This is a genomic window from Erythrobacter sp. S227 (genome assembly GCF_057364925.1).
Genome location: NZ_CP200280.1, coordinates 2,634,239 through 2,660,466 on the forward strand (window position 1 = coordinate 2,634,239; position 26,228 = coordinate 2,660,466).

Genomic DNA, 26,228 nt, shown 5'->3' on the forward strand with positions numbered 1-26,228 from the left:
ATCTAGCGCCGCCGATAGCGGAAATACCAAACCTCGTGGCCAAAGGTCTCGCGTGCCTTTGTCTCGTAGCGGGTCTCGCACCAGCCCGATGGCCGGTTTTGCCAGCTTGCCGGACCATCGGCGACCCATTCGAACACATCGGTAAACCGCTGCATGACCATCAAGGCGTGGCGCACATAGATCGGATGGTCGGTGCCAAAGCGGAATTCGCCGCCCGGTTTGAGCTTGTCAGCGATCATCTGAACCGGCCCATCATTCATCATCCGGCGCTTGGCGTGCTTGTTCTTTGGCCAAGGATCAGGGTGCAGCAGATAGGCCATCAAGAGAGAGCCATCAGGCACGCGGGAAAGCACTTCCAGCGCATCGCCATTGTGGAGGCGGACATTGGAAAGCTTCTGTTCGTCGACATGGGAAAGCGCCTGTGCGACGCCATTCATATAAGGTTCTGCGCCAATAAAGCCATGATTTGGCAAGAGGTCTGCGCGGTATGCCAAATGCTCGCCGCCGCCAAAACCGATCTCGAAATGAAGCGGGCAGTCCTCACCAAACAGGCCTTCAGCCGTCACCGGACCTTCTGCCGGTACCGCAATTTGCGGCAACAGATTATCGACCAGATCCTGCTGCTTGGCACGCAAGGGTTTGCCGATGCTGCGGCCGTATAGCCGGCTCAGCGTGGTGGGGTCGCCTTCTTTGTATGCGCTCATAACGGGTCCGCTAGTCGGGGAGGTGGCGGTTTGTCCACCCCCAAGAAACATGCGCCCTTGCCTTGAGGGGCGGGGGGCTCATCCTATATCGGGACCGACATGGAACAGCTTTTGGCAATTATCGAAGGACAGCCCGTCTGGGCGCAGACCGTTATTGGTGTGACGGGGCTTCTGATTGCCTCGCTTGCTGTCAATTTCATCTTGAAAGATGTGATCTTGAGGCTTGTCGCGCCTTACCTCGACAAAAAGAGCAAGACGATCGATTCCTCCGCCACCTGGTTTGCGACCGTGGCGCCCCTCTTGGTGATATCCAACGGTATTGCGCTTGTACCGGGCCTTCCTGATATCGCGATGAACCTTATCGCCAATGTTACGCAGGCGATCATCGTCCTTTCGATCGCGATGGGGATCGTAAAAGCGCTGACCTATATGAATGAGGTCTACGAGCGCCGTCCCCAGTCGAAGAACCGCCCGATCAAGGGCTTTGTTCAGGTGGTCAAGATCCTGGTCCTGTGCGGCGCGGCGATCATCCTTATCTCAATTCTGATCGATGAGTTGCCCTTTTTGCTGCTCAGTGGACTTGGCGCGATTACAGCTGTCCTCTTGCTGGTGTTCAAGGACACCATCCTCAGCCTCGTTGCCTCGGTCCAGCTCACCACCAATGACATGCTTCGCGTCGGCGACTGGATTGAGATGCCCGGCATGAATGCGGACGGTGATGTGATCGATATCTCGCTCCACACGGTGAAAGTGCAGAATTTCGACAAGACCATCACCACGATCCCGACACACCGCCTTGTATCCGACAGTTTCCGCAACTGGCGCGGCATGAGCGAGAGCGGCGGCAGGCGGATCAAGCGCTCGCTTTTGATCGATCAGAATTCGGTCCGCTTCCTGACCGATGATGAAGTGGTGGACCTCAAGAAGTTCAATATTCTCAAAGACTACTTGGCCAATGCCCGTGATGAGCTCGCCAGATGGAACGAGACCAAGCTCGGCAAGGACGATGCACCGGTCAATGCGCGCCGCCTGACCAACATCGGTACTTTGCGCGCCTATATCGCCGCCTATATCAAGTGGCACCCGCGCATCAGCCCGAATTTCACGCTTCTCGTGCGGCAATTGCCACCGGGGCCACAGGGCCTGCCTATTGAAATCTACTGTTTCACCGACACGACCGACTGGAACACCTACGAGAGCATCCAGTCGGATATCTTCGATCATCTGATCGCGATTGTGCCGGAATTCCAGCTAAGCCTGTTCCAGGAGCCGAGCGGAAGTGACTACGCCAAGCTGGTAGATCACGAGTAGCGAAGCGGAAAGCAAAACGCCCGGCCTCTGGGAGGAGACCGGGCGTTTCGCGCTGAAGTTCGTGTGGTGGAAGCTTACGCTGCTTCAACCTCTTCGTGTGGATCGCGCAGCACATAGCCGCGGCCCCAGACGGTTTCGATGTAGTTCTCACCGCCGCATGCATGGCTGAGCTTTTTGCGCAGCTTGCAGATAAACACGTCGATGATCTTGAGCTCTGGTTCGTCCATCCCGCCGTAAAGGTGGTTGAGGAACATTTCCTTGGTAAGGGTCGTGCCCTTGCGAAGCGAGAGAAGCTCGAGCATCGCGTATTCTTTACCGGTAAGGTGCACACGGGCGCTGTCGACTTCGACGGTTTTTGCGTCGAGGTTAACCGCAAGCTTGCCGGTGCGGATGATCGATTGGCTGTGGCCTTTCGAGCGGCGCACAACAGCGTGAATACGCGCCACCAGCTCTTCGCGATGGAAGGGCTTCGTTACATAATCGTCCGCGCCAAAACCAAATGAGCGGATCTTGCTGTCCATCTCGGCAATGCCCGAGAGGATGAGTACCGGCGTCTGCACCTTGGCAACACGCAGTTTCTTAAGCACGTCATAGCCATGCATATCTGGTAGGTTCAGGTCGAGCAGGATGATGTCGTAATCATACAGCTTACCCAGATCGAGGCCTTCTTCGCCCAAATCGGTTGAGTAGACATTAAAGCCCTCGGTCGTCAGCATAAGCTCAATGGCTTTTGCCGTTGTTGGCTCGTCTTCAATCAACAGCACTCGCATTTCTGGTCCCCTAATTGCGCCCCATTATATTGGAGGGAGATGTGCATGGTAACGTCTCGCTAAGAGATGTTGCCCTCTATTAACCACACAAGTTCTGAACGGAAAAGGTTAATTTAGCGTAAACCCAGCTCTTCCCACGAGTCGCAGGGGTTATACGTAGTGCTTAAGTAGCGACTGTGCGGGCCGTTTGAGACACTTGAGACACTGTGCAAAGGACGAAAACCTAACGCTCCTGAATGGGTCGCGAACGCGCGTTAGGATCAAAGAAGAAAGTGTTACCATTGCTCATACGCTTTAGCCCTTGCGGATAACTGTAGGAAAACGGTTTGGTTCAGGATGAGGCACGAAAGATGGTTTTCGGCAGTTGAGAACTTTGAGCAAAGGTCCGTTGTTGGGGCGTTACGTCAAGAGACGCTTTCGCCATTCAACGGCTGAGAGCATCCATTCTGCTATCGACCAAAACTCAAATATGGATCAACCCAATCTTGAGCGCTCGGATGACCACGCTCAACCGGTCATGGACGTCAAGCTTCTCGTAGATGCGCTTTCGATAGGTCTTAACAGTGTCAGGCGACACTCCCAGGATGCCACCTATGTCGAACGAGGATTTGCCGCGGGCCATCCAGGTCAGGACCTCCCTCTCTCTTTTCGACAGCTCTCTGGGTTCATGCTCTTCATCGATAAGAACGCAAAGCCGCTGATGCGCCATCTGCGCCAGTGATCTGATCAATGCGACGGTTGCTGCTTCGATTTGTTCAAGTGGCACACCAAAATCAAAGGAAGCGTAGGCTTGTCTCCCCTTTGGTCCAAACAGCGCTAGGCCAAACCCATGCTCAAGTCCGGCGGCCTTCATAGCCGCCAAGTATGCGTCCTGTTCAGGAGTGTTTGGCTCGGCCGCCATGGCATCGGCCCATTTCAAGAATTCGCCGTTCGCATAGGTTCGACCGGGAATCGGATCATGCGAACGAAAATCAGACTCCTCGTACTGCTCGAGCCATTCCTCTGAGAAGCCGTGAGCATACACGATGGTCCGGATCGATGTAGGCTCATCGAAGATTGGCGAGAAATGATAGCTCATCCTCTTCACGCCATTCTTGACGCAGACATCGCGGACGAATTCGAGAACCGAAGTCAAATCCCGAAGATCGTCGATAACAGGAAGAAGTTCGCGCATCAGCTTATCTGTATCACATGTCCCCCCGGTGGGCGACTGCACTAACTTGTCTTCGCGTCTAAAGGCACTCTCGCGCTCTAAAAAGCGCAGCCGTTCGGGTCGCTTTCGGATGGGCGCGCTGCGTTCCCGGAATCCGAACAAAAGCCCCGGCGGCTCATCAGGTTTTTCTGGGTGCGTCGCCGGGCATCAAGACACGCATGGAGACCTCGATTTGCGCTCGCTCGCACAAATGGCAACCCGATGGGTTTCGTCGCACCGCGACGCTTCGCGCTCCCGCCATCTGGCGTTGCGGGTTGCGGGATTGAGCTGTGACGACGCGAGGAGCCTCCTTGAAATCCTGCGCAGCCGCCAGAGAGCTGGCATCAAAACCCATCGGCGTGAGTTACACCTCATAACAAATTCGGTTCAAAGCGATGCATTGCGAGCGTTGCGAACTCTTGAGAATGCCGGGCTGGTGAGGGTCGACGAGGATATCCATGATGCCTTCGCGTCGACCATTCATGTTATCGAGCCGTCGCCAAGATAGAGGATTGTTAACTGCCTCTGGGTCGCAAGCGGACAAACTGGGTTTGCATGAGTTGCTGATATTCTCAAAGCCCCGCCAGCTTCTTCGCCCGCCGCCTCTCGGCACTCGAGCCCACGCCAATCGCTTCACGGTATTTGGCAACCGTTCGCCGGGCGAGGCCAAAGCCTTCTTCATTGAGGAGGTCGGCGAGTTTCTGATCCGACAGCACCTTTTTGGGGTCCTCTGCATCGGTCAGCGCCTTGATGCGCGCCTTGATCGCTTCGGAGGACGCGCCTTCGCCGTCCGAGGACGAAACGCCGCTGGTAAAGAAGTATTTGAGCTCAAACGTCCCGCGCTCGCACCAGAGGTACTTGTTGCTGGTCACGCGGCTGACCGTGCTCTCGTGCATGTCGATCTGCTCGGCCACTTCGCGTAAAGTTAGCGGGCGCAGTTCAGACACTCCGCGGCGGAAGAAGCCGTCCTGTTGCTTCACGATTTCAGCGGCGGTTTTGAGGATCGTCTTCTGCCGCTGATCCAGCGCGCGGATCAACCAATGCGCATCGGCGAGCTTTTCCTTCAGCCAGCCTTGTGTTTCGGCGTCGACAGTTTTGCTCTCGCCGCCAAGCTCTACATAATAGTCGCGGTTAACGATCAGGCGCGGCAATGTCTCTTCGTTAAGAGTGATGTCCCAGCCGCCATCGTCCTTTGTTGCCAGCAAAACATCGGGCACCACCGCCTCGCTGGTGGACGAGGCAAAGACGAGGCCGGGTTTGGGGTCATATTGCCGGATTTCGCTCATCATATCGGCGAAGTCTTCATCATCGACTTTGCACAAACGCTTGAGCCGCGCGACTTCGCCCTTACCCAATAGCTCCAGATTGGCGAGCATCGTCGCCATCGCCGGGTCATAGCGGTCTGCGTCCTTGGCTTGCAATGCAAGGCACTCGCCCAAGTCACGCGCGCCGATGCCAGTGGGGTCGCACATCTGCACGACTTCAAGTGCATCTTCCGCGCAGTCCATCTCGACCCCCAGATCAAAGGCCACATCGCGCAAGGAAGCTGTGAGATAGCCCGCATCGTCCAGAAGTCCGGCAATATGGCGCGCGACAAATTCCTCGCGGGGATTTGTGGCAATACCCCCGATCTGGGCATCAAGGTGTTCGGCCAGAGTGAGCTCTGCTGCCTTTGTCGCTTCTATGCCGGGAAGATCGTCGATCCCGCCGCCGCCTCCAGCCGAGCCCCATTCTGCATCTGAAGGCCCACCGGCACCGATGTTGGCCTCGCCTGTATCCCGGTCGCGGTCGATCGCGCTTACATCTATATCCAGCGGCGCTTCGCTTTCGCCTTGCACCTGACCCATCAATTGGTCGGCGGTAAACTCCTCGCGCGGAATGTCGTCCGGTTCCCCGGCTGGACCTTCATTGTCAGCCGCGACCGAACCTGTATCCAGCAGCGGATTGCTATCCAACGCGTCGCCGATGAAGGTCTCGATCTCGAGATTGGATGCCGCCAGAAGCTTGATCGCCTGCTGCAGCTGAGGCGTCATTACCAGCTGTTGCGATTGGCGTAAGTCGAGGCGGGGGCCTAAAGCCATGCGCTGGGTCGTTAGAGCGTAAAGCTCTCTCCCAGGTAAAGGCGTTTCACATTTTCATCCGCGACGAGCGCTTGCGGGGTTCCGGCAAAGAGAACTTGGCCGCCATAAATGATGCAGGCCCGGTCCACGATGTCGAGGGTCTCGCGCACGTTGTGATCGGTTATCAGAACGCCGATGCCGCGCCGTTTCAGGTCTTTGACAAGGTCACGAATATCGCTGATCGAAAGCGGGTCGATCCCTGCAAAAGGTTCGTCCAAAAGCATGATCGAGGGTTTGGCAGCCAATGCGCGGGCAATCTCGCACCGGCGCCGCTCACCACCGGAAAGCGCCATGGCAGGGCTTTCGCGAAGGCGGGTGAGGCCAAATTCTTCGAGCAGACGCTCCAATTCCTGCGCGCGCGTCGCCGCGTCCGGCTCGACCATTTCGAGCACGCAATTGATGTTTTGCTCGACCGTCATGCCGCGAAAGATGCTGGTTTCCTGTGGCAGATATCCAAGGCCAAGGATCGCGCGCCGGTACATCGGCAAATTGGTCACATCTTCGCCATCCATCAGGATGCGGCCTGAATCCGGCTTCACCAGACCCATTATCGAATAAAAGCAGGTTGTCTTGCCCGCGCCATTGGGGCCAAGCAGCCCAAGCACCTCGCCCTTGGCGACGGTTAGCGAAATGTCTGTCAGGACAGCGCGCTTGTCATAGCTTTTCGCGATGGAAATGACCTCAAGCCCGCCATCGGGCATGGGGGCAGTGGCGTCGGCTCCTGCAGCGCCTGGTCCATCATCGGGAGCGCTTGCCGCGTCATCAAGGGTCGTAGTGTCGCTCATATGATTCTCATGTAGCACCCTTGTTTTCACAGGGAAGGGTCAGAGGTCACGTTTTGGCAAGATTTTTGCTTAACGAAGGATTGCCAAACCCGGATTCCCCGGAAAACCCTCTAATTTCCGAGGGTTTTGCCCCTGAAACGAGGCGCGCGGGACAATTATTTCATTTTGGTTACTGACCTTGCAACATTGCCCTACGTTTGAGATACTCAAGAGCGAGAGAGAGAAAGTCGTTGGGGAACGCAACTATGAACGAGCTGTTGAACAGCCAAGAGGCAGCCGAGCAACCGGCCGCCAAGCCGCGCGATTGGCGCAAGTCCATGAGCGACCATGTCGCATACGCTTTGCTGGTATACACCGGCCTTCAGATTTTCATGACAGTAAAGGCATTGAGCGGCGGAACATCCTCGCTTTTGCCTTACGTGGCTCTGGTCATCCTGGTTGCCGCCATCATTCCTGCGTGCCGCTGGTTTGAGCGCCGCTGGACAAGCATGTCAGACGAGGATGCGACCGATCCGTCATACGCCGGTGCATTTCGCCGTGACACGGTGATGTTGTGGGTTCTTGCAATCGGCCTGCCGCTTGTGCTGACCGGTATTTGCAAAGCGATCTTTGCGATCACCTAAACGGCGCGGCCAATATGCAAGAGTAGCGGGCCTAGTTCTTGGCCCGCTCGATCGCTTCCAAAACAATCTGGCGCGCTTCGTCTGCGTCGCCCCATTTGCCGATCCGAACCCATTTCTCTGCTTCGAGATCTTTGTAGTGGGTGAAAAAGTGCTCGATCTGTTGCAGGATAATTGACGGCAAATCCTTGGTCTCGCCCACATCTGAATAATACGGGAAAGTCGTGTTGACCGGCACGCAGATCAGCTTTTCGTCGCCGCCGTGCTCATCTTCGAGGTTCAGCACACCAATCGGGCGCGCTTTTACAACGCAGCCTGGAATAAACGGTGAGCGGGCAATCACGAGCGCATCGAGCGGGTCGCCATCGGGTGACAAAGTGTGCGGAACAAAACCGTAATTGGCAGGGTAACGCATAGGCGTGTGCAGGATTCGGTCGATGAAAAGCGCGCCGCTTTCCTTGTCGAACTCATATTTGACCGGTTCGCCGCCAGTAGGCACTTCGATGATGACATTGAGGCTTTCGGGCGGGTTGTCGCCGGTCGGGATCTTGTCGATACGCATTTGAGGTTCCTGACTTTCCTGTCTGGTCTAAAATTCGAAACCTTCTCCCAAAAGGTTTGCGCTGCGCCCCTAGCGGCCTTCTTGGGATTGCGAAAGCCCTTCCTTAGTCGTAATCGCAGCCCAAAGAAATCAGGACACCATGAGCAAGAACACGCCAAAAGCCATTCGCGGCACGCAGGACATTTTCGGACCCGACGCAGAAACCTTCGCCTTTGTGGTTGAGACGTTCGAGCGTGTGCGTAAATTATACCGGTTTCGCCGGGCAGAAATGCCGGTTTTTGAAAGGACCGAAGTTTTCAGCCGCGCGATCGGTGAGACGACCGATGTCGTTTCAAAAGAGATGTATTCGTTCGAGGACCGCAGCGAGACATCGCTGACCTTGCGCCCGGAATTTACCGCCGGGATTGCGCGCGCATACCTCACCAATGGCTGGCAACAGCACGCACCGTTAAAGCTTGCAACCCACGGCCCCCTGTTCCGTTATGAGCGCCCGCAAAAAGGCCGCTATCGCCAGTTCCACCAGATTGATGCCGAGATTTTGGGCGCAGGCGAGCCTCAAGCCGATGTCGAATTGCTAGCGATGGCCGATCAGCTTTTGAAAGAGTTGGGGATCGAGGGCGTAACGCTGCACCTCAACACGCTCGGCGATGCGGAAAGCCGCGATGCTTGGCGCGCCGGGTTGATCGAGTATTTTAGCGCGGTTGAGGGCGAGCTATCCGAGGATAGCCAAGACCGCCTTCACAAGAATCCCTTGCGCATCCTCGACAGCAAAGACCCGCGCGATCAAGCCTTCGTGGCCGATGCGCCCAAGATTGATGCGTATCTGTCCGACGAGGCGCTGGCGTTCTTCGAGAGCGTCACCAGCGGCCTTGATGCGGCGGGCGTCAAATGGAAGCGGGCGGAAAGCCTTGTGCGTGGCCTCGATTATTACCGTCACACCGCCTTTGAGTTTATCCCGGATGAGGGCTCGGCGGCGGCTGATGCTCTTGGTTCGCAATCGACCGTCCTTGGCGGCGGGCGCTACGACGGCTTGATGGAGAGCCTTGGTGGTCCTTCGACCCCTGCGGTTGGCTGGGCGGCTGGAATTGAGCGGCTGGCGATGTTGGTGGGGGAACGTGCTGAGCCACCTGTCGTCGCAGCGGTCATTCCGCTTGGCGATGAGGCGATGGAGCTGGCGATCCGCAGCCTCAGCGCTCTGAGGCACGAAGGCTTGCCAAGCGAGATCTTTGCTTCCGGCAAAGTGAAAAAGCGCATGTCCCGCGCGAACGATTCCGGTGCTCTTGCGGCGATCATCATCGGCGAGGACGAAGTGGCATGTGGTCAAGTTCAGTTCAAGAATCTGAAAACGGGTGAGCAACAGCTCGCATCTTTGACGATGGCCCCTTTGTTGGTTTCGGCTCTTCAAAACGGGCAAGATGTCGATCAACCTGAGCACATCGACGATTTTGATGACCTAATTGCTGACTATGAAGACGATCCGTCCTCGTTTGGGATCGAAGACTGAACGTGAGTCCCATGACTATCCCAGCCCAACGCCTTGACCAAATCGCCAACCGCTTTGCCGAGCTTGAAGCGCGCATGGCGTCTGGCACCCTTGAAGGTGATGAATTTGTTCAGGCCTCGCGCGATTATGCGGAGCTTGAGCCTGTCGCCAAAATCGCCGCCGAAGTCACCGCCATGCGCGAGGAAATGGTGGGCCTCGAAGAGATGCTCGCCGATCCGGAAATGAAGGCGATGGCGGAGGAAGAGCTGGCCGCCATCCGTGAGGCATTGCCGGACAAAGAGCGTGCGCTCGCGATTGCTCTGCTCCCCCGCGACCGCGCGGATAGTAAGCCCGCCATGCTCGAAATCCGCGCCGGTACGGGCGGGGATGAGGCGGCACTGTTCGCAGGTGACCTTTTCCGCATGTACGAAAAGTTTGCGAGCGAGCAGGGTTGGCGCGTTGAGCCCGTCAGCATGAGCGCATCCGAAGTCGGCGGGTTTAAGGAAATCGTTGCCAACATCACCGGACAAGGCGTCTTTGCAAAGCTCAAGTTTGAAAGCGGCGTCCACCGGGTCCAGCGCGTGCCGGTCACCGAAAGCGGCGGGCGCATTCACACCTCCGCTGCGACTGTCGCGGTGCTGCCCGAACCCGATGAAGTGGATGTGCAGATTGATCCCGGCGATCTCAAAATCGATACTTACCGGGCAAGCGGTGCAGGCGGTCAGCACGTCAACACCACTGATTCAGCGATCCGCATAACTCACGAGCCGACCGGCCTTGTGGTGACGTGTCAGGACGGCCGCAGCCAGCACAAGAACAAAGAAAAAGCGATGCAGGTGCTTCGGGCGCGTCTCTATGAAAAGACCCGCGATGAAGCGCAGGGAGCCGAAGCCGAAGCGCGCAAGGCGATGGTGGGGTCGGGTGACCGCTCGGAGCGCATCCGCACCTATAATTTCCCGCAAGGCCGCGTGACCGATCACCGGATTGGGCTGACGCTGCACAAGCTTGAAGAGGTGCTTGCCGGAACGGGTCTCGATGAACTCGTCAGCGCCCTTATCGCAGAGGACGAGGCCAAGCGTTTGGCGACGCTTGCCGAATGAAGATTGCCGATGCCATTCGGGCAGCCAGCGCGCAGCTCGAGGCCACCAGTGATACAGCCCGCCTCGATGCAGAATTGCTGATGGCCCATGCGCTGTGTGTGACGCGTTCGGACATGCTTTTGCGGCATATGCAAGACGCAGCGCCAGATGCATTCGATGCCCTGATTGCACGGCGAGCGGCGCATGAACCTGTGGCCTACGTTACAGGTGTTCAAGAATTCTACGGCAGGCCTTTTGCAGTCTCGCCCGACACTTTGATCCCGCGCGGCGATACAGAGACCCTGATCGATGTCGCAATCGAGATTGCGCCTGATGCCAAGCGGGTGCTCGATCTGGGAACGGGCTCGGGGGCGCTCCTTGTCACGGCATTGCTGGAGCTTGAGGGGACGAGCGGGATCGCCACGGATTGCTCTGCGGCTGCTTTGAAAATTGCTCAAAGCAATGCACGAAGCCTTGGCGTTGACGAACATCAGGCGCAGTTTCTTTTGCGTGACTGGACAAAGGAGCATTGGTCCGACGGGCTGGGCATGTTTGATCTAATCCTGTCAAATCCGCCTTATGTCGAAGAGGGCGCCAAGCTTCGCCAGGACGTTAGAGATTTTGAGCCAACAACCGCTCTTTTTTCCGGGCGAGAAGGGCTTGATGACTATCGCGCGCTGATCCCGCGATTGCGCTTGTTGATGAGCGATGGCGGGGTGACCATTCTTGAAATCGGAGCAACACAGGCCGAGGCCGTGACCGGGATCGCCAAAGAAAACGGTTTCGAAGTTCATTTGCGCAAAGACCTTGCGGGAAGAGCGCGTGCACTGATCCTTCGTTGACGAAAAAGTCATCAGGGCTTGGCAAAAGCAATAAGGCTCGCTAGCTATCGAGTCGGAACACCGCTTTGCGATATGCGCGAAACGCTGAACCAAGCTCCTTATTCCATGTTGAACGGCCTTTTACGGGGGCAAACCCATAGGTCAGGCAACGTAGAGTGCGAGCGCGCTGCATGTGCGGCGCAAAGACGAAAGGTCTATGGGCAATAAGGCGCCGATCTGTTGAAGGACGCTGAGGCTCGTTAACAGGAAGATTTTCCTTGAATAACAATCGCAATAACAATCGCCGCCGCGGTCGCGGTAACCGCAACAACCAGGGCGGCGGCAATAACCAGAACCGCATCGATAGCCGTGCGCGGGGCAACGCTCCCCAGCTGCTCGACAAGTACAAAAAGCTTGCTCAAGACGCACAGCACAATGGCGATCGGGTTCAGGCTGAATATTACCTCCAGTTCGCAGACCACTACTTTCGTGTGATCGCCGACAACAAGGCGCGTCAGGACGAAGCCCGGGCCAAGCGCAATGAAGATCGCGGTGGCAACAGTGATGATGGCGATGAGGATGATGGCGATGGCCGCCGCCGGAACAACCGCCGTGGCCGCAGCCGCCGGGATGCTCAGGAAGGCGACAACCAGGAAGAGATGGAGCAGTCCGCTGAGGGCGAAGCCGGTTCCGAAGGCGAGCCAGCCGATGCCGACGAAGAGAACCCAAAACCAAAGCGCCGCGCTCGCAAGCCCAGAGATGAAAAGCGCGACGACAAGCGCGATGAAAACTCCGAAGACAAACCGCGTCGTCGTTCGCGCAAGCCAAGGTCTGTCGATGACGCTGCGGAAAGCTCTGAAATCGATGCAGCCGCCCTTCCTCCTGCAATTGGTGCGGGCTTAGGATCGGGCGATGCCGATGACCTTGAGGTCGCTGGTTGATCCAAAGGCCCTGAGCCAAGAGCGGTACAATCGATAAGAGCTCGGGCACTATGGCGGATGAAGCGCTTAGCACATCTCGGAATAAGCTCGGTTCCTACTGGAGCCGCGTGACGCAATTTGCGCAGCGCTGGCCCGGGTTTACATCCGGCATTCTGGGACTGATTGTCGCTCTTGGATATCCGCCAGTGCACGGCTGGTGGGTGGCCTTGCCAGCGCTCGCGCTGTGGATTGCCCATTTGCGCACAAGCCCGAATTGGAAGAGCGCTTTCTGGCGCGGCTGGACCTTTGGCTGGGCGCATTTGACGCTCGCCAACAACTGGATCGCGACCGCCTTCACTTTCCAATCTGATATGCCGGAGGCGCTCGGCTGGGTGGCTGTGCCGCTTTTGTGTATCTACCTCGCGGTATATCCGGCACTTGCGGCGTTGGCAGCGCATTTGCTGGCGCGGCGGAGAGAGGCTTTGGCGTTTGGAGCGGTGCTCGCAAGCGCATGGATTGTGACCGAGTGGCTGAGAAGCTGGGTTTTTACGGGATATCCTTGGCCGCCCTTGGGGCTGATGCTGCTGGGCGGCTGGGATTGGCCAGGCATGGCCTTTGTGCTCCCATGGATTGGGACATACGGCCTATCCGGTGCGGCTGTTCTAACTGCCGTATGTCTGCTCGGGCTTTTTAGAGCCCGGCGGTGGGTATTAGGCGTCCTTGTCGGTGGATCGGTTGCTATTCTTATGGGCTTAAGCCCGAGTTGGGTCGCCGAGGCGTCAGGCTACAATGCCAAAACCAGCTATTTATCATACGACTTTGGGCCTCACGAAAAGTCGGTCGACTATACCCTGGTCCAGCCTCTCATCCCACAAGATGAGCTTAACGACGGCTCCAAATTTGAGGAGCAGTTCCAGCGCATCGCTCGTCTCACCGCCAAAAACGCGGACCAATCGCGGCTTGTCCTTTGGCCTGAAAGCGCGGTGCCCGACTACCTCGAGGACGGCTATCCGCAGCGATACTACACCCGCATGACAGCGGGCGCTGATCCCGATTTCGCAAGGCGCCGCATCGGCGTGGTGATCGGCCCGCAATCGACACTGCTAGCAGGTGTAGTCAATCTCAATATCGGGGAGGGGTCCGACGGCATTCCCCGCGCCCTTTCAGCCCGCAATTCCGTCGTCGCAATGAATGGCGAAGGCGATATTACCGATCACTATGCCAAGGCGCATCTGGTGCCTTATGGCGAGTATTTGCCAATGGAACAGATCCTTGGCGCGATTGGCCTGTCGCGCCTGACCTCTGGCACTATCCCCTATATCCCCGGTCCTGGTCCGCAGACACTGGACCTTGGTGAGCACGGCAAAGCGGGCATCCAGATCTGCTATGAGATCGTGTTTTCGGGCCAGGTGGTCGACCGGGATAATCGGCCTGATTATCTGTTCAATCCGTCCAACGACGGTTGGTTCGGCACCTGGGGTCCGCCCCAACATCTGGCGCAGGCGCGGATGCGAGCAATCGAAGAAGGGTTGCCTGTGTTACGCTCCACAACCACCGGCATCAGCGCGGTGATTGATGCAAAAGGCAATGTGGTTCAGCACGTCCCATCTGGCGAGGCTGGCGCGCTCCACGGTAAAATCCCGGCGGCTGCTGCCCCGACCCTATTTTCAAAGCTTGGTAATGCTCTACCGCTGATGTGGGCGGGATTGCTCGCTCTTTTGGGGCTGGGCCTACCAAGATTACTTGCACTGCGACAACCACGCAGCTAGGTCTTGGCAAAGCAGACATAAAGACTTCCTTATATCTGCTTTAGCGCCCCAGCGCGCATCACAAATCAAGGCTCGGGAGGCCACTCAATACCATGCGAAGCGACTATCTCTTTACGTCTGAAAGCGTTTCCGAAGGCCACCCCGACAAAGTCTCTGACCAGATTTCGGATGCTATCGTCGACTTGATGCTGGCCAAAGATCCCGAAGCGCGCGTTGCTTGCGAGACCATGACCACCACCCAGCGCGTCATCCTTTCAGGCGAGATCCGCTGCGCTCCGATGTATGACGAAAACAATGATGAGTGGGCGGTCAATGGTGGCTGGGCTCCGGGCGCCAAGGAAGAGATCGAAAAGGCCGTTCGCCAGACAGTGCGCGACATCGGCTATGAGCAAGACGGTTTTCACTGGAAGACGCTTAGCTTTGAAAACCACCTTCACGGACAGTCCGCTCACATCGCGCAAGGCGTTGATGCAGGGGCAGAAGGATCAAACAAGGATGAGGGCGCAGGTGATCAGGGCATTATGTTCGGGTTTGCCTGTGACGAGACGCCTGACCTTATGCCGGCAACGCTCGATTACAGTCACAAAATCCTCGAACAACTGGCCAAGGACCGCCACTCCGGCGCCGCGCCTTTCCTGGAGCCTGACGCGAAAAGCCAGGTGACGCTGCGCTATGAAAACGGGCGCCCTGTTGGCTGCACGGCCGTGGTCGTCAGCACCCAGCACGCAGCTGGCTATGACGAAGGTGCGAAAGAGGCCGAGCTTAAGGACTATGTCAAAGGCGTGGTAACCGCGGTCCTGCCCGATGGCTTCCTGTCCGATGAAACGCAGTGGCACATCAACCCTACAGGCAGCTTTGTCATTGGCGGCCCTGACGGTGATGCAGGACTGACGGGACGCAAGATCATCGTTGATACCTACGGCGGTGCGGCTCCGCACGGTGGCGGCGCGTTTAGCGGCAAAGATCCGACGAAGGTGGATCGCAGCGCGGCTTACATCACCCGCTACCTTGCCAAGAACGTGGTCGCCGCTGGATTGGCCACCCGCTGCACGATCCAGATTGCCTATGCGATTGGCGTCTCCGAGCCATTGTCGCTTTATGTCGATACGCACGGGACCGCCGCCGAGGGCGTGACCGATGCAAGCCTTGAGGAAGCGATCCACGCAATCGGAAAGCTTGGCGGCCTGACCCCGCGCGCCATTCGCACGCATTTGGGCCTTAACAAGCCGATCTACCGGATCAGCGCGGCCTATGGCCACTTCGGCCGCACGGCTGAAGGTGACCGTTTCCCGTGGGAGCGCACGGATTTGGTCGAAGACTTGAAGGCAGCGCTTAACAGATAAGCTATGGCGTCGCTGATGGAGACGCCTGCCCCTGATAACGCCGCGATCAAGCACCGCATTGCGGAGCTTGATGCTCTGCGCGGGCTTGCCGTGATCGGCATTGTCTTGATGAACGTCTATGCCTTCGCGCTTCCTGCTCAAGGTTATTACAACCCCACCGTCTGGGGGCCGGGACTAGGTGAGGCCACACGCCTTGATCGCATCATCTGGGCGGTCAGCTTTGTCTTTGTCGAAGACAAATTCCGCACCCTTTTCGCCATGCTTTTCGGAGCTGGCTGCCTCATCCTTTTGGAGCGGGGCGGCGAGAGGCCATGGCGTGCGCACTTTGCGCGAATGGCGGTTCTTTTTGTGATTGGCGCGGCCCACTCGGTGTTTTTTGCAAGCAACGATGTGCTGCGGGTTTACGCTGTGGCCGGCTGTGCATTGCCATTGCTGGCCGCGCTTGGTTCAAGGGCTCTTTTCGCGATCTGCATCGGCCTTATCGCGGTCCATGTCGGCGGCGGGCTTGTCGCATTGGGTGTGAGCGTGCTCCACTTCTTTCAGGGCCGAGAGGGAAGCGATGCTGCGCTTTTTGCCGAACGCGTCTTCGGCTCCAATCCCGCCTCGGTCCAATATATGCTTGACCAGGGGCGCCTGTCCTGGGGCGACCGTATCACAGAAAGGCTCGAAGGCTTTGGCTCTCAACTGACCGTGATCGGGAGCGCGATACCTGTCAATCTGGCCGCGATGGCATTGGGGATGGGGCTTTGGAAGAACGGGTTTTTGCAAGGCAAATGGCGGCTCTTCCTGCTCCAACGCTGCGCTGCGATCAGCGCTCTTTTCGCCATTCCCGCCTTGCTTGGCCTTGCGTGGTGGGTGTCAGATAATGGCTTTCCGGCAAGTGTTGTCGGGATGGTGGGCCTCGTTTTGTCTGCGCCTTTCGATACCGCATTGGGGCTCGCTTATGCGGCTTTGGCGATGGCTTTTTTCCGAAAGGACGCAGCCTTGCGCACACGACTGGCGGCGGCGGGGCGCTTGTCGCTCACCAACTATCTGATGACTTCGGTGATCCTTGGCGCGATCTTCGCTAGCTGGGGCCTTGGACTTTTCGGAGAGGTCTCCAGAACACAATGCATCGCAATCAGCTTTGTGCCGATAGCCGCCATGTTGATCTGGTCACCGATCTGGGTGCGGCATTTCGGACAAGGGCCGTTCGAGCGGTTATGGCGTGGCGGATCACGGTTGTTGAGTTGACGCTCAACGCTTTCGTAAATTCTTCACACGCCTACAAAAATACTGCTTTGAACTCTCGTCCCGTGCTGCAAGACTAATCCAGGTTGAACACCGCGGATGTAGACAGGGGATGTAGTATGCGTTCAAGTATTCTTGCAGGTTTGCTTTTCACAGGTCTTTTGACCCTGCCTTTGGCGCCTGCCAGTGCTCAGGCCCCAATTGAACTTGAGGTGGGCGCACCTTGGGAGCATCCCCACAGCGGCATTGTGGTTCCCGATACACTGGGCGGCTTACCACGCGGGCGGGCGACCGAATTTGCGCCGGATTTCCTCAACATCGGGTTTTCTTTTCCCGGCTCGGATGGGTCAGAAGAAATCTCGCTATATATCTATCGCCATACCAATGGCGCTGTTCCGGTCTGGTTTCGCCAGGCACAAACCGGAATAGAAATACGCGATATTTACGCCAAGCCCGAACTGGCTTTCGGCGTGGAGCAGTATGGTTGGCCAGGAGCGGAAGAGTGGCAGGGTCTGCGCGCCATCTATGCCACGCCCAATAGCCGTACTGCGCTCAGCACTGCGGTTGTGCTGTTTTCGATCGATGGGTGGCTGGTGAAGATGCGCGTGTCGTCTTCGACCAAAAACCCGGAAGAGCTGGGCGGATTGATAGATGCCGCGTTTCGCGAGCTGAGCCCGCCAGAGGCAAAGGCTGCGCAATCACCTGCGATAGCCGTGGTGGATTGCGAAGAGAAGTTGAGGTTTAAAAAGGCAAGAGACGCAAAACCTGATGCGGGTTCTGCCCTTCTGGGGGCCTTGCTGGGGGGGATGATGTCGCGCGAACGCACGCAGGAAGACGGCGGCGAAGTGGCAAACATTCCTGAACCTGCTAAGGTTTGGTGCCGGGATTCATCCTTAGGCCCCGTCCAAGTCGCTTACCGTGCGGATGGCGCGGCCGATGCCTATCTTTTGGCGCTCAGCGACAGTGGTAAGGGAATTTGGGTGGGACCCGATACGGCTGGACAAATCCTCCAGAGCGAGCGCCCAAATTCTAAACCCAATTATTCCATCACGCTTATCACAGACAACCGCAGGATCAATTATGCTCCTCAAAACCGTCTGCCGTCTTTGCGCCGTGTGCTGGAAGTTGTGAATGCAAACCGCACCGTCAGCAGTGTGTCGACCTGGGGCGATGATACGTCGATCAACATCCAATCGGGCGCCCTCGAAAACTGAGGACGCCCTGTTTGGAGCCTGATCAGGCTTCGGGCTCAGCAGCCTTTGCTGCCCATTGTTCCTCCCGGAACCAATGGCCCACTTTGCGCCCGAATTTGGCAATCGCATTCATATTGAAGAAGTGCATTGCGCCAAGGGCGACAACCACAATTCCCACTTTGCTAGACAGGAACTGGATCGCGTCTATCGCGCTTTCGGGCGGGGTTCCGAACCGCAAGGTCAACAAGATCCATCCAAGGTTCACGAGGTAAAAGCCGACGACCAGCAAATGGTTGGTGGATGCGGCAAGCATGCGGTCATGGCCAAAACACTCGGTCAGGAAAACAAAGCCGTTCTTGGACAAGGTCCGCGCCACCCAGACGGTGAGGCCAATACTGGCGCCTAGATAGATGACATAGGAAATAAGGGCGTACATCATTTTGCTCCTTTCAAATTGAGCTGGCCGTCTAGAAAATCAGATCATGGATCGGGTTGTCGTGTTTGGAAGCGGGGGCAGGCGGGGCCGATGCCTCGCTTTGGCTGGTTATTTGCTCGCGCCACCGACCCCAGCGAAAAGCGCAGGCGCATCCCGCCAGAGCTCCGGAAAGCGGGAACCAGAGCATTTGCGCATCCTCTTCGTGAATGCCGAAGAGCACGGCAATGATCAGGAACCCCGCGAGCGCACCGATTGCTGCATAAGTGACGGCCTTCTCCATCCCGAGAACGCGCAGAACGAGGGTAAGGGGCAGGCCGATTACGAGCATGGCAGCAATGGTGAAGAAGCCGACAAATGCACCGATAAGGATGATGCCGGTGAACACTTGCCCAGCGTCAACGTCGAAACCAGCGCCAATCAAGAGCCCCGCGGCAAGGACGAGCGTTCCAGTAAGAACGCCCAAGCCCAGCGATGCAGCAAAATGTGCGATTCCTGCAAATTCTGATTTTTCTGTAATATCAGAAATACCTGTGTGTGACTTTGCGTAGTTCATATGGGCCTCCTTTAAGTCAGGAAATCAGTCGTTCGATTTGCCGGGTAGAAAGCGCGCAATGCCGCGCCCCAGCTTCATCAATCGGACAAGGGTGGGCTTGGGAAGGTCGCGCACATCGGCGTACCATCCCGTCAGCGTGCCGATAAATTCGTGCATCCGCCCGATCCGTTCGCGCACATGGGCAGGCACATCGTTGCGCCCCTCAAGGCTTTCGGCAAGCTCGCCCATAAGCTGGATTGTTGGGTCCATTTCGCGCCGCTTACGCTCGGCCGCGATCTTCATCAGCATATCCCACAAATCGGTTTCCGCGACGAAGTGATCGCGCCGGTCTGCTTCGACGTGGACGCGGCGTACGATGGCGTAGGATTGCAGCTCTTTAAGCCCGTTGGACACGTTGGACCGGGCAAGGCCAAGAGCTTCGCAAATCTCCTCTGCGTGAAGAGGACGATTGCTCAGATAGAGCAAGGCGTGGACCTGAGCGACAGAGCGATTGACGCCCCATTCGGTGCCCATTTCACCCCAATGCAGGATGAAGGACCTGGCTTCCGGAATATCGAGCAACTTGCTCACGACTCGCCTCGCTTTCGTTATTTCTGTAATTACAGAAATCCAGGAATAAGGCAAGGGACTTGTCGTTTGAGGTGTGTTTCAGGAGGGATCGGGTGTGTCTTCGCCCAGTATTGGGGAGGGCCGGTCGAGCGCCAGTTCAGCATCCGAGAATGTGAACGGGCTGCGCACACCCGGCATTCCGCCAAGGTCCACCCGCATACCGCGCGCCAGCACTTGGGGATCGGCGAATACCTCATCAAGTTTGTTGATCGGGCCCGCTGGAACGCCCCCGGCATTGCAGGCCTCGATCAGGCCCTTCTTGGTCCAGTTGGATGTTGCCTTGGCGATCTCGGTATCGAGCGCCTCTGCGTTTTCGACCCTTCCACCATTGCTGGAAAATCGCGGGTCAGCCCCGAGATCTTGCCGATCAAGAACCGTGGTCAGCTTTGCAAAAAGCCGATCATTGGCAGGCGCCAAAATGACATGCCCGTCACTTACCGGGAAGACACCGTATGGCGCGACCTGCGCATGCGCATTGCCCATCCTCGGCGGGTTTTCGCCTGTGGTGAGGTGATAGGTCGCCTGATTTGCGAGCAGCGCGACCGAGCAATCCAGAAGGCTCATATCGACATGCTGGCCCTTGCCAGTTCTGCCCCGCTGGATCAGCGCGGCCTGAATTGCGTTGGCCGCATAAATGCCTGTCGTCAGATCGCTGATCGAAACGCCCATTTTGACAGGAACGCTGCCCGGTTCGCCCGTGACCGACATAAAGCCGCTCATGCCCTGAATGACAAAATCATACCCCGCCTCGTGTGCGCGTGGGCCGGTTTGCCCAAAGCCGGTGATAGAGCAATAGACCAGCGCCGGATGTGCGGTCTTCAACGATGCGTAATCAAGCCCGAATTTTGCAAGGCCGCCAGTTTTGAAATTCTCGATGAGGACATCGGCTTCACTTGCCAGATCGCGAACCCGTTCGAGGTCTTGCGCCTTTCCAAAATCGGCGACCACGCTGCGCTTGCCCCTGTTGCAGGCATGGTAATACGCAGCCTCTTTGTGGACTGTGCCGTCGGCCCCCACGCGCTCGACCCATGGCGGGCCCCACTGCCGTGTACCGTCGCCTTCGGGGCTCTCAATCTTGATCACATCTGCGCCAAGGTCCGCCAATATCTGACCCGCCCACGGCCCCGCAAGCACGCGCGCAAATTCGAGCACTTTGAGCCCGGCAAGCGGAGCGTTTGGGTTTCGGGGGCTATCGAGCCACATAAGAGTTGCGCCGTTTATGCGGCTTCCAGCGCCACTTCATAAGCGGCTGTCGTCGAGGCGGCGATGTCTTCTTCGGTGACGCCAGGAGCGAGCTCTATCAGGCGGAAGGGTGCATCTTTGGACGGGCGATGGAATACGCCGAGATTGGTGATGACCATATCAACGACATTCGCGCCGGTCAGAGGCAAGGTGCACGAAGGGATGAGCTTCGGACCGCCGTCTTTCGCAGTGTGATCCATGACCACGATGATCTTTTTGACGCCGGCAACAAGGTCCATCGCGCCGCCCATGCCCTTGATCATTTTGCCCGGGATCATCCAGTTCGCGATATCGCCGTTTTCGGCAACTTCCATCGCGCCAAGCACGGTCAGGTCAATATGACCGCCGCGGATCATCGAGAAGCTCGTGGCGCTGTCAAAATATGCGCTGTGCGGCAGCTCGCTGATCGTTTGCTTGCCTGCATTGATGAGGTCGGGATCTTCCTCGCCCTCGAAAGGAAAGGGCCCGATACCCAGCATACCGTTCTCGCTTTGCAGCGTGACCAGCATTCCTCCCGGAATGTGGTTGGCAACAAGCGTCGGGATGCCAATCCCGAGATTGACGTAATATCCGTCCTTGAGCTCTTGCGCCGCGCGCGCTGCCATTTGGTCGCGGCTCCAGCCTTTCACCTCATCACTCATAGTTTTGCCTTTTTCGGTTAGAGCAGGGGTTGCGGGATGAGGAACCATCCATCGCCAATAAGGGGTTCGAGAGAGTTCGCATCCGAAGGGTTCTTCAGATAGTCGTAAAGCTCGTCAAAATCGGAACGCGTATCGCCCGCAATCGCAACCAGACAGCTGATTTGAGACAGCTCTTCGCGAAGGGTTTGTTTGCGATCATCGGGGCCGCGAACAAGCAGGACGCGGTCCTCGTTTGCAAGATCAAGTCCGCTGTAAGTCAGCGCCCGCTTGATCGCATCAAGCTTGTCGATCCCGTTGCCTGAAATCCATGCGACATTGACGCCGCTTTCACGCAATTGTGCCAGCCCTCGCGCGAGGCCTGATGGCGGACGAGAGGCTGTGGTGGAATCAAACAGCCCGCCTACCGGATCAAGATCGATCAGGACAGTGGGCGACACACCGCCGCATTGCGCTTTTACAGGTTCAAGCGTGACCCTGTTACTGAGCATCGCGGCCTCTGCTTCGTCGCCTGCACCGATCTGGCGCTGATTGGCGTAAGAGAGGAACTGATTGACCCCCGAAAGCGAGTTCAGCGGTGAACTTGATGTGAGAGCTGGCTGCTCAGCTGGAGTAGTTAGAGGGGCGGTAGCCGGAGTTGAAACGCGCGCAGCGATTGGTTCGGCTCCCGGACTCGGTCCTGGCCCGGCTATTGGGGCGGTGAGGGGCTCACGCGCAGATGGCACCGGCGTTGGCAAAGGCCGAACCACCCTGTTTGTGGGCCTATCGATGGGGGCCGGTGCTGGAGCGGATGTTTCAGAGGCCACAGAAGCCACAACAGTTGGAGTTTGCGTCGACTGGGCGCCCACCGCCGCATTGTCGGAAAAAGCCGCGTTGAAATCGGCGCTTGTGGAAGCGGCGGGAGGCAAAGCATTCTCGGGCTCTTCGTTGACCGGCATAAGATCAGAATTGACGACTGCGCTTGTCCCGTCCGATGTCGCCACTTGCACGACAGGTTCGGGCCGCTGCGCATCGCTGTTGCCCCTCGAGATTGAGCGCTCTCCAAGCAATCCACCGGCGGCAATTGGAAAAGCAGCCGCGACGCATCCTTGCAACGCCAAGCCGGAGCCCAAGACAAAAGCGGTTGTCGCAAGCTTGCTCAGACGCGTGTTTCGCAGATCTTTTGACATATACGCTTCCCCTTACGCGTCTTCGCGTGTGCGAACCGTGCGGAATTCGATTTTCTTGTCGTACGGCGCGCCCAGGACCATCCGGTTGACGAAGACGCCCGGCAGGTGGATTTCGTCCGCTTCCAAGGCTCCCGCCGGGACGATCTCCTCGACCTCGGCGATACAGACCTTGCCACACGTCGCGGCCGGCTGGTTGAAATTGCGCGCTGTCTTGCGAAAAATCAGATTGCCTGTCTCATCGGCCTTCCACGCCTTTACGATCGACAAATCGGCAAAAATCCCGCGCTCGAGAATGTAGGTCGATATGATGCCGTCCTGATCCGGGAATTCCTTGTGCTCCTTGCCCTCGGCAACCTGAGTGCCCACGCCCGTCTTCGTGTAGAAGCCGGGGATACCGGCGCCGCCTGCACGCATTCTTTCGGCCAATGTGCCTTGAGGGCAAAACTCAACCTCAAGCTCGCCTGACAGGAATTGCCGCTCGAACTCTTTGTTCTCGCCGACATAGGAAGAGATCATCTTTTTTACCTGGCGCGTGCGCAGCAGCTTGCCGATGCCTTCGTTGTCGATGCCGGCATTGTTGCTAGCAAAGGTGAGGCCGGTCACGCCGCTTTGTTTGATCGCGTCCAACAGACGTTCTGGGATGCCGCAAAGGCCAAAACCGCCAGCGGCAACCAGCAGGTCATTGGCAATCACGCCTTCCAGTGCAGCAACAGCGTTCGGATAAATTTTTGACATAGAAAAAGCCGGTCCGTTCCATTTCCATCGGGAAAAGGCCCTTTCAAACCCGAGCGCGCGCTCGATCTGAGGCGCATCAGTACATGATCGGACCTTAAGTTGTCACAAAACCCTGATTAGTCCCATGTACCCGTGATGTCACGGGTTAGAGAGCACGCATGGTAGAATGCGGTTCCGAGCATATCCTGCTGCAAAACTGCCTAAGAAATAGGCAAAAGCCTAATATTAAGGCTCTAGAATTTGCGCGAAACGGCATAAATTGGGATGGTTCCAGCAAGTTTGATGCATTTTATGCATTAAAGAATGCGGCTTTCGCACTTGCACAATTTCACCGCTGTCGGCAAACAACATCCATGCCTATCAGGCATCCTCTCCCAAACTATCAAGCCCGGCCTTCGTGCCGGGCTTTTTTTGTCTGGAGTCCATGAGTGCAGGTCTAGGGGCGCAGCAAGCTGCCGGGCAGCGCGAAAGTTTCTTCCCAACCCGTGCATCTGCTTAGCCATGCTGGCAAAGTGTCATTTGCAATCGCCACTACTGCATCCTAGCTACTTGTGACCGTTCAAATAGATCACCGAATTGATCGCATCATTCAGCCAAAGGACCGCAGCCATGGCAGACGCCAACTCAGCCGACACAGCCGACACTCCTAGCCGCACTCTTCGGCTCCAGGTGGCACCGGCCCGTCAGGAAGAGTCGGGGCAGGGCGTGGCAAGAATGCCCCGCTCCGCGTTCCAGAAGCTCGGCATTACTGAAGGCGATGTGGTCGAAATCGAGGGCAAGCGCTCGACTGCGGCAATCGCGCTGCCCGCCTATCAGGAGGATGAGACACTTGATGTCATTCGCCTTGACGGGCTTCAGCGCGGCAACGCGGAGGCAGGGTCGGGTGAGCATGTCGATATCCATGTCGGCGAATCGCGCCCTGCGACACGTGTAGTCTTTGCCCCGGCCCAGCGAGAGATGCGTTTGCAGGGGCCGACACAGGCGCTGAAACGCAACTTTTTCAAAAAACCGCTGGTCGCAGGCGACCTTGTGGCGACCACTGGCCAACAGCCGGTGCAGAACATGCCATCAGACGTGCGCCAGCTGCTGCGCGCGCCAGCTTACGCGCTCACACAAATTCGCCTGTCGGTGCACTCAACCAGTCCAAAGGGCATCGTCCACATAGACGAGAACACCGAGGTTGAGCTGCGCACCGAATATGAAGAGCCGCGCGATGCCCGGGGCACCGTCAACTATGACGATGTCGGCGGCATGGAGGACACCATCACAGCGCTGCGCGAGATGGTCGAACTGCCGCTTCGCTATCCGGAATTGTTTACGCGGCTTGGCGTTGATCCGCCAAAGGGAGTGTTGCTGCATGGTCCTCCGGGAACCGGCAAGACCCGCCTTGCGCAGGCGGTCGCCAGCGAAAGCGACGCCGAGTTTTTCATCATCAATGGCCCTGAAATCATGGGCTCTGGATATGGCGAGAGCGAAAAGCGTCTTCGCGAAGTGTTCGAAGAAGCCGCAAGGGCATCGCCTGCCATTATCTTCATCGACGAGATCGATTCCATCGCGCCCAAGCGGACACAGGTCCCGGGCGAAGCGGAAAAACGACTGGTCGCCCAGATGCTCACCCTCATGGATGGCTTGGAGGCACGCGCGAACGTTGTGGTGATTGCGGCGACCAATCGTCCCGATGCAATTGATGAAGCGTTGCGCCGTCCGGGCCGTTTTGACCGAGAGATTGTTGTCGGGGTTCCCGATCAAACGGGTCGCCGTGAAATCCTTGCCATCCACACCCGCGGCATGCCGCTCGAGGAAGGCGTTGATCTGAACGAGCTTGCCCGCATGACCCACGGGTTTGTCGGGGCCGATATTGCAGCCCTCGCCCGCGAGGCGGCGATTGATGCCGTGCGCCGGATCATGCCCAAGCTTGATCTGGATGCCCGCGAAATCCCGCCAGAGGTGCTCGAAGAATTATGCGTGACGCGCGATGACTTCCAAAGCGCTCTTAAGCGCGTGCAACCTTCCGCCATGCGCGAAGTCATGGTGCAAATGCCCAATGTCGGCTGGGACGATATCGGCGGGGTTGGCGATGCAATCGACAAGCTCAAAGAAGGCATTGAGCTGCCCCTGAAGAATGCCGAAGGTTTCCGCCGTCTGGGTATTCGTCCGGCCAAGGGCTTCCTTCTTTATGGACCTCCCGGCACCGGCAAGACCTTGCTGGCGAAAGCAGTCGCTAAAGAGGCCGACGCCAACTTCATTTCGCTCAAAAGCTCTGACTTGCTCAGCAAATGGTATGGTGAGAGCGAACAGCAGATCGCCAAACTCTTCGCACGTGCCCGCGCGGTTGCGCCCTGTGTGGTCTTTATCGACGAGATCGACAGCCTTGTTCCTGCACGTGGCAGCGGACAGGGCGAGCCGCAGGTGACAGGCCGCGTGGTGAACACGGTTCTGGCCGAAATGGACGGGCTTGAAGAGCTGCAATCGGTAATTGTCATCGGTGCGACCAACCGTCCCACCTTGATGGACCCGGCCCTCCTTCGCCCGGGCCGCTTCGACGAGCTTGTCTATGTCGGCACACCTGATCTGGAGGGTCGCCGTCATATCTTAGGCATTCACACAGAGAACATGCCGCTTTCGAGCAATGTTGATCTGGATGAAGTCGCGGCCAAGACCGAACGCTTCACCGGAGCCGACCTCGAAGATGTTGTCCGGCGCGCTGGCCTTAGCGCACTTCGACGGATGGGCGGCGATGTGTCTGCGGTTGAAATGCAGGACTTCGACAATGCTCTTGAGGACAGCCGGGCAACGGTCACGCCGCGAATGGAAGCCGAATATCGCGCCATGCGAGGCGAGCTGAAGAAGCGCGCGGTCGAGGCAAATCCGATCGGTTTCTTCGCGCCCGAACATCTCGAAGCGACGCGGGCCGAAAAGCACGACTAGGTCAGTGGCGCGCTTG

General features: G+C 57.6%; 24 protein-coding genes. 11 read left to right on the top strand and 13 right to left on the bottom strand.

From position 1 onward, the window contains the following. Positions 1-2: 2 nt before the first annotated feature. The gene (gene trmB, locus AC0V6Q_RS12570) at positions 3-704 is read right to left on the bottom strand and encodes a tRNA (guanine(46)-N(7))-methyltransferase TrmB (RefSeq protein WP_486168716.1); all 702 of its coding nucleotides are present in this window, start codon (positions 702-704) and stop codon (positions 3-5) included. Positions 705-803: 99 nt separating this feature from the next. On the opposite strand from trmB, the gene AC0V6Q_RS12575 reads away from it, so the two are divergent. Continuing rightward, positions 804-2,015, top strand: a complete 1,212-nt coding sequence (locus AC0V6Q_RS12575; protein ID WP_486168717.1) for a mechanosensitive ion channel family protein — start codon at positions 804-806, stop codon at positions 2,013-2,015. A 74-nt stretch (positions 2,016-2,089) separates the two neighbouring features. Here AC0V6Q_RS12575 and ctrA read toward each other — a convergent pair whose 3' ends face one another. The 4 genes from ctrA to lptB form a co-directional block, all read right to left on the bottom strand. After that, positions 2,090-2,785, bottom strand: a complete 696-nt coding sequence (gene ctrA / locus AC0V6Q_RS12580) for a response regulator transcription factor CtrA (RefSeq protein WP_486168718.1) — start codon at positions 2,783-2,785, stop codon at positions 2,090-2,092. A 463-nt stretch (positions 2,786-3,248) separates the two neighbouring features. Beyond that, positions 3,249-3,959, bottom strand: a complete 711-nt coding sequence (locus AC0V6Q_RS12585; RefSeq protein ID WP_486168719.1) for a helix-turn-helix transcriptional regulator — start codon at positions 3,957-3,959, stop codon at positions 3,249-3,251. A 590-nt stretch (positions 3,960-4,549) separates the two neighbouring features. After that, positions 4,550-6,058: an RNA polymerase factor sigma-54 gene (rpoN, locus tag AC0V6Q_RS12590; protein WP_486168720.1), complete on the bottom strand. Its 1,509-nt coding sequence runs from the start codon at positions 6,056-6,058 to the stop codon at positions 4,550-4,552. 11 nt (positions 6,059-6,069) lie between these two features. Continuing rightward, the gene (lptB, locus tag AC0V6Q_RS12595; protein ID WP_486168721.1) at positions 6,070-6,882 is read right to left on the bottom strand and encodes an LPS export ABC transporter ATP-binding protein; all 813 of its coding nucleotides are present in this window, start codon (positions 6,880-6,882) and stop codon (positions 6,070-6,072) included. 245 nt (positions 6,883-7,127) lie between these two features. On the opposite strand from lptB, the gene AC0V6Q_RS12600 reads away from it, so the two are divergent. Next, positions 7,128-7,505 carry a hypothetical protein gene (locus tag AC0V6Q_RS12600; RefSeq protein ID WP_486168722.1) on the top strand — a complete coding sequence of 126 codons (378 nt, stop codon included), beginning with the start codon at positions 7,128-7,130 and terminating at the stop codon, positions 7,503-7,505. A gap of 31 nt (positions 7,506-7,536) precedes the next feature. Here the strand turns inward: AC0V6Q_RS12600 and ppa are convergent, their stop codons facing one another. Beyond that, the gene (gene ppa, locus AC0V6Q_RS12605; RefSeq protein WP_486168723.1) at positions 7,537-8,064 is read right to left on the bottom strand and encodes an inorganic diphosphatase; all 528 of its coding nucleotides are present in this window, start codon (positions 8,062-8,064) and stop codon (positions 7,537-7,539) included. A 139-nt stretch (positions 8,065-8,203) separates the two neighbouring features. On the opposite strand from ppa, the gene hisS reads away from it, so the two are divergent. From hisS to AC0V6Q_RS12645, 8 genes are all read left to right on the top strand, one after another. Continuing rightward, positions 8,204-9,568, top strand: coding sequence for a histidine--tRNA ligase (gene hisS / locus AC0V6Q_RS12610; protein WP_486168724.1), 1,365 nt, complete (start codon positions 8,204-8,206; stop codon positions 9,566-9,568). 11 nt (positions 9,569-9,579) lie between these two features. Then, positions 9,580-10,647, top strand: a complete 1,068-nt coding sequence (prfA, locus tag AC0V6Q_RS12615) for a peptide chain release factor 1 (protein WP_486168725.1) — start codon at positions 9,580-9,582, stop codon at positions 10,645-10,647. After that, complete coding sequence (gene prmC / locus AC0V6Q_RS12620; protein WP_486168726.1) at positions 10,644-11,468, top strand: peptide chain release factor N(5)-glutamine methyltransferase; 825 nt, start codon at positions 10,644-10,646, stop codon at positions 11,466-11,468. The genes prfA and prmC overlap by 4 nt, the downstream gene beginning before the upstream one ends. A 257-nt stretch (positions 11,469-11,725) precedes the next feature. Continuing rightward, complete coding sequence (locus tag AC0V6Q_RS12625; RefSeq protein WP_486168727.1) at positions 11,726-12,388, top strand: DUF4167 domain-containing protein; 663 nt, start codon at positions 11,726-11,728, stop codon at positions 12,386-12,388. A 50-nt stretch (positions 12,389-12,438) separates the two neighbouring features. Beyond that, positions 12,439-14,136 carry an apolipoprotein N-acyltransferase gene (gene lnt, locus AC0V6Q_RS12630; protein WP_486168728.1) on the top strand — a complete coding sequence of 566 codons (1,698 nt, stop codon included), beginning with the start codon at positions 12,439-12,441 and terminating at the stop codon, positions 14,134-14,136. A gap of 92 nt (positions 14,137-14,228) precedes the next feature. Next, positions 14,229-15,479, top strand: a complete 1,251-nt coding sequence (gene metK, locus AC0V6Q_RS12635; RefSeq protein WP_486168729.1) for a methionine adenosyltransferase — start codon at positions 14,229-14,231, stop codon at positions 15,477-15,479. Between the two features lie 15 nt (positions 15,480-15,494). Beyond that, on the top strand, positions 15,495-16,712 hold the full coding sequence (locus AC0V6Q_RS12640) for a DUF418 domain-containing protein (RefSeq protein WP_486168730.1): 1,218 nt from the start codon (positions 15,495-15,497) through the stop codon (positions 16,710-16,712). A gap of 116 nt (positions 16,713-16,828) precedes the next feature. Beyond that, entirely contained in the window at positions 16,829-17,923 is a 1,095-nt protein-coding gene (locus AC0V6Q_RS12645) for a hypothetical protein (protein ID WP_486168731.1), read from the top strand. A 22-nt stretch (positions 17,924-17,945) separates the two neighbouring features. On the opposite strand, the gene AC0V6Q_RS12650 is transcribed toward AC0V6Q_RS12645, so the two are convergent. From AC0V6Q_RS12650 to AC0V6Q_RS12680, 7 genes are all read right to left on the bottom strand, one after another. Next, positions 17,946-18,338 carry a hypothetical protein gene (locus AC0V6Q_RS12650; RefSeq protein ID WP_486168732.1) on the bottom strand — a complete coding sequence of 131 codons (393 nt, stop codon included), beginning with the start codon at positions 18,336-18,338 and terminating at the stop codon, positions 17,946-17,948. A 31-nt stretch (positions 18,339-18,369) separates the two neighbouring features. Continuing rightward, entirely contained in the window at positions 18,370-18,891 is a 522-nt protein-coding gene (locus AC0V6Q_RS12655) for a hypothetical protein (RefSeq protein WP_486168733.1), read from the bottom strand. A 24-nt stretch (positions 18,892-18,915) separates the two neighbouring features. After that, positions 18,916-19,461, bottom strand: coding sequence for a GbsR/MarR family transcriptional regulator (locus AC0V6Q_RS12660; protein ID WP_486168734.1), 546 nt, complete (start codon positions 19,459-19,461; stop codon positions 18,916-18,918). Positions 19,462-19,539: 78 nt separating this feature from the next. Beyond that, positions 19,540-20,703, bottom strand: a complete 1,164-nt coding sequence (locus AC0V6Q_RS12665; protein WP_486168735.1) for a CaiB/BaiF CoA transferase family protein — start codon at positions 20,701-20,703, stop codon at positions 19,540-19,542. Positions 20,704-20,717: 14 nt separating this feature from the next. Beyond that, entirely contained in the window at positions 20,718-21,383 is a 666-nt protein-coding gene (locus AC0V6Q_RS12670; protein ID WP_486168736.1) for a CoA transferase subunit B, read from the bottom strand. Positions 21,384-21,400: 17 nt separating this feature from the next. Next, positions 21,401-22,549 (bottom strand): hypothetical protein, encoded by a 1,149-nt coding sequence (locus tag AC0V6Q_RS12675; RefSeq protein WP_486168737.1) that lies wholly within the window; start codon positions 22,547-22,549, stop codon positions 21,401-21,403. A gap of 12 nt (positions 22,550-22,561) precedes the next feature. Next, positions 22,562-23,284 (bottom strand): CoA transferase subunit A, encoded by a 723-nt coding sequence (locus tag AC0V6Q_RS12680; protein ID WP_486168738.1) that lies wholly within the window; start codon positions 23,282-23,284, stop codon positions 22,562-22,564. A gap of 609 nt (positions 23,285-23,893) precedes the next feature. Between AC0V6Q_RS12680 and AC0V6Q_RS12685 the strand changes: the two genes are divergently transcribed. Continuing rightward, positions 23,894-26,212: a CDC48 family AAA ATPase gene (locus AC0V6Q_RS12685; protein ID WP_486168739.1), complete on the top strand. Its 2,319-nt coding sequence runs from the start codon at positions 23,894-23,896 to the stop codon at positions 26,210-26,212. Positions 26,213-26,228: the final 16 nt, after the last annotated feature.

Coding starts and splice junctions, on each gene's coding strand:
- lptB (WP_486168721.1), bottom strand. CDS start 6,882: ATGAGCGACACTACGACCCTTGATGACGCGGCAAGCGCTCCCGATGAT.
- hisS (WP_486168724.1), top strand. CDS start 8,204: ATGAGCAAGAACACGCCAAAAGCCATTCGCGGCACGCAGGACATTTTC.
- prmC (WP_486168726.1), top strand. CDS start 10,644: ATGAAGATTGCCGATGCCATTCGGGCAGCCAGCGCGCAGCTCGAGGCC.
- AC0V6Q_RS12675 (WP_486168737.1), bottom strand. CDS start 22,549: ATGTCAAAAGATCTGCGAAACACGCGTCTGAGCAAGCTTGCGACAACC.
- AC0V6Q_RS12685 (WP_486168739.1), top strand. CDS start 23,894: ATGGCAGACGCCAACTCAGCCGACACAGCCGACACTCCTAGCCGCACT.
- ctrA (WP_486168718.1), bottom strand. CDS start 2,785: ATGCGAGTGCTGTTGATTGAAGACGAGCCAACAACGGCAAAAGCCATT.
- AC0V6Q_RS12650 (WP_486168732.1), bottom strand. CDS start 18,338: ATGTACGCCCTTATTTCCTATGTCATCTATCTAGGCGCCAGTATTGGC.
- rpoN (WP_486168720.1), bottom strand. CDS start 6,058: ATGGCTTTAGGCCCCCGCCTCGACTTACGCCAATCGCAACAGCTGGTA.
- lnt (WP_486168728.1), top strand. CDS start 12,439: ATGGCGGATGAAGCGCTTAGCACATCTCGGAATAAGCTCGGTTCCTAC.
- AC0V6Q_RS12670 (WP_486168736.1), bottom strand. CDS start 21,383: ATGAGTGATGAGGTGAAAGGCTGGAGCCGCGACCAAATGGCAGCGCGC.
- AC0V6Q_RS12680 (WP_486168738.1), bottom strand. CDS start 23,284: ATGTCAAAAATTTATCCGAACGCTGTTGCTGCACTGGAAGGCGTGATT.
- AC0V6Q_RS12645 (WP_486168731.1), top strand. CDS start 16,829: ATGCGTTCAAGTATTCTTGCAGGTTTGCTTTTCACAGGTCTTTTGACC.
- metK (WP_486168729.1), top strand. CDS start 14,229: ATGCGAAGCGACTATCTCTTTACGTCTGAAAGCGTTTCCGAAGGCCAC.
- AC0V6Q_RS12665 (WP_486168735.1), bottom strand. CDS start 20,703: ATGTGGCTCGATAGCCCCCGAAACCCAAACGCTCCGCTTGCCGGGCTC.
- AC0V6Q_RS12655 (WP_486168733.1), bottom strand. CDS start 18,891: ATGAACTACGCAAAGTCACACACAGGTATTTCTGATATTACAGAAAAA.
- prfA (WP_486168725.1), top strand. CDS start 9,580: ATGACTATCCCAGCCCAACGCCTTGACCAAATCGCCAACCGCTTTGCC.
- ppa (WP_486168723.1), bottom strand. CDS start 8,064: ATGCGTATCGACAAGATCCCGACCGGCGACAACCCGCCCGAAAGCCTC.
- AC0V6Q_RS12640 (WP_486168730.1), top strand. CDS start 15,495: ATGGAGACGCCTGCCCCTGATAACGCCGCGATCAAGCACCGCATTGCG.
- AC0V6Q_RS12600 (WP_486168722.1), top strand. CDS start 7,128: ATGAACGAGCTGTTGAACAGCCAAGAGGCAGCCGAGCAACCGGCCGCC.
- trmB (WP_486168716.1), bottom strand. CDS start 704: ATGAGCGCATACAAAGAAGGCGACCCCACCACGCTGAGCCGGCTATAC.
- AC0V6Q_RS12585 (WP_486168719.1), bottom strand. CDS start 3,959: ATGCGCGAACTTCTTCCTGTTATCGACGATCTTCGGGATTTGACTTCG.
- AC0V6Q_RS12575 (WP_486168717.1), top strand. CDS start 804: ATGGAACAGCTTTTGGCAATTATCGAAGGACAGCCCGTCTGGGCGCAG.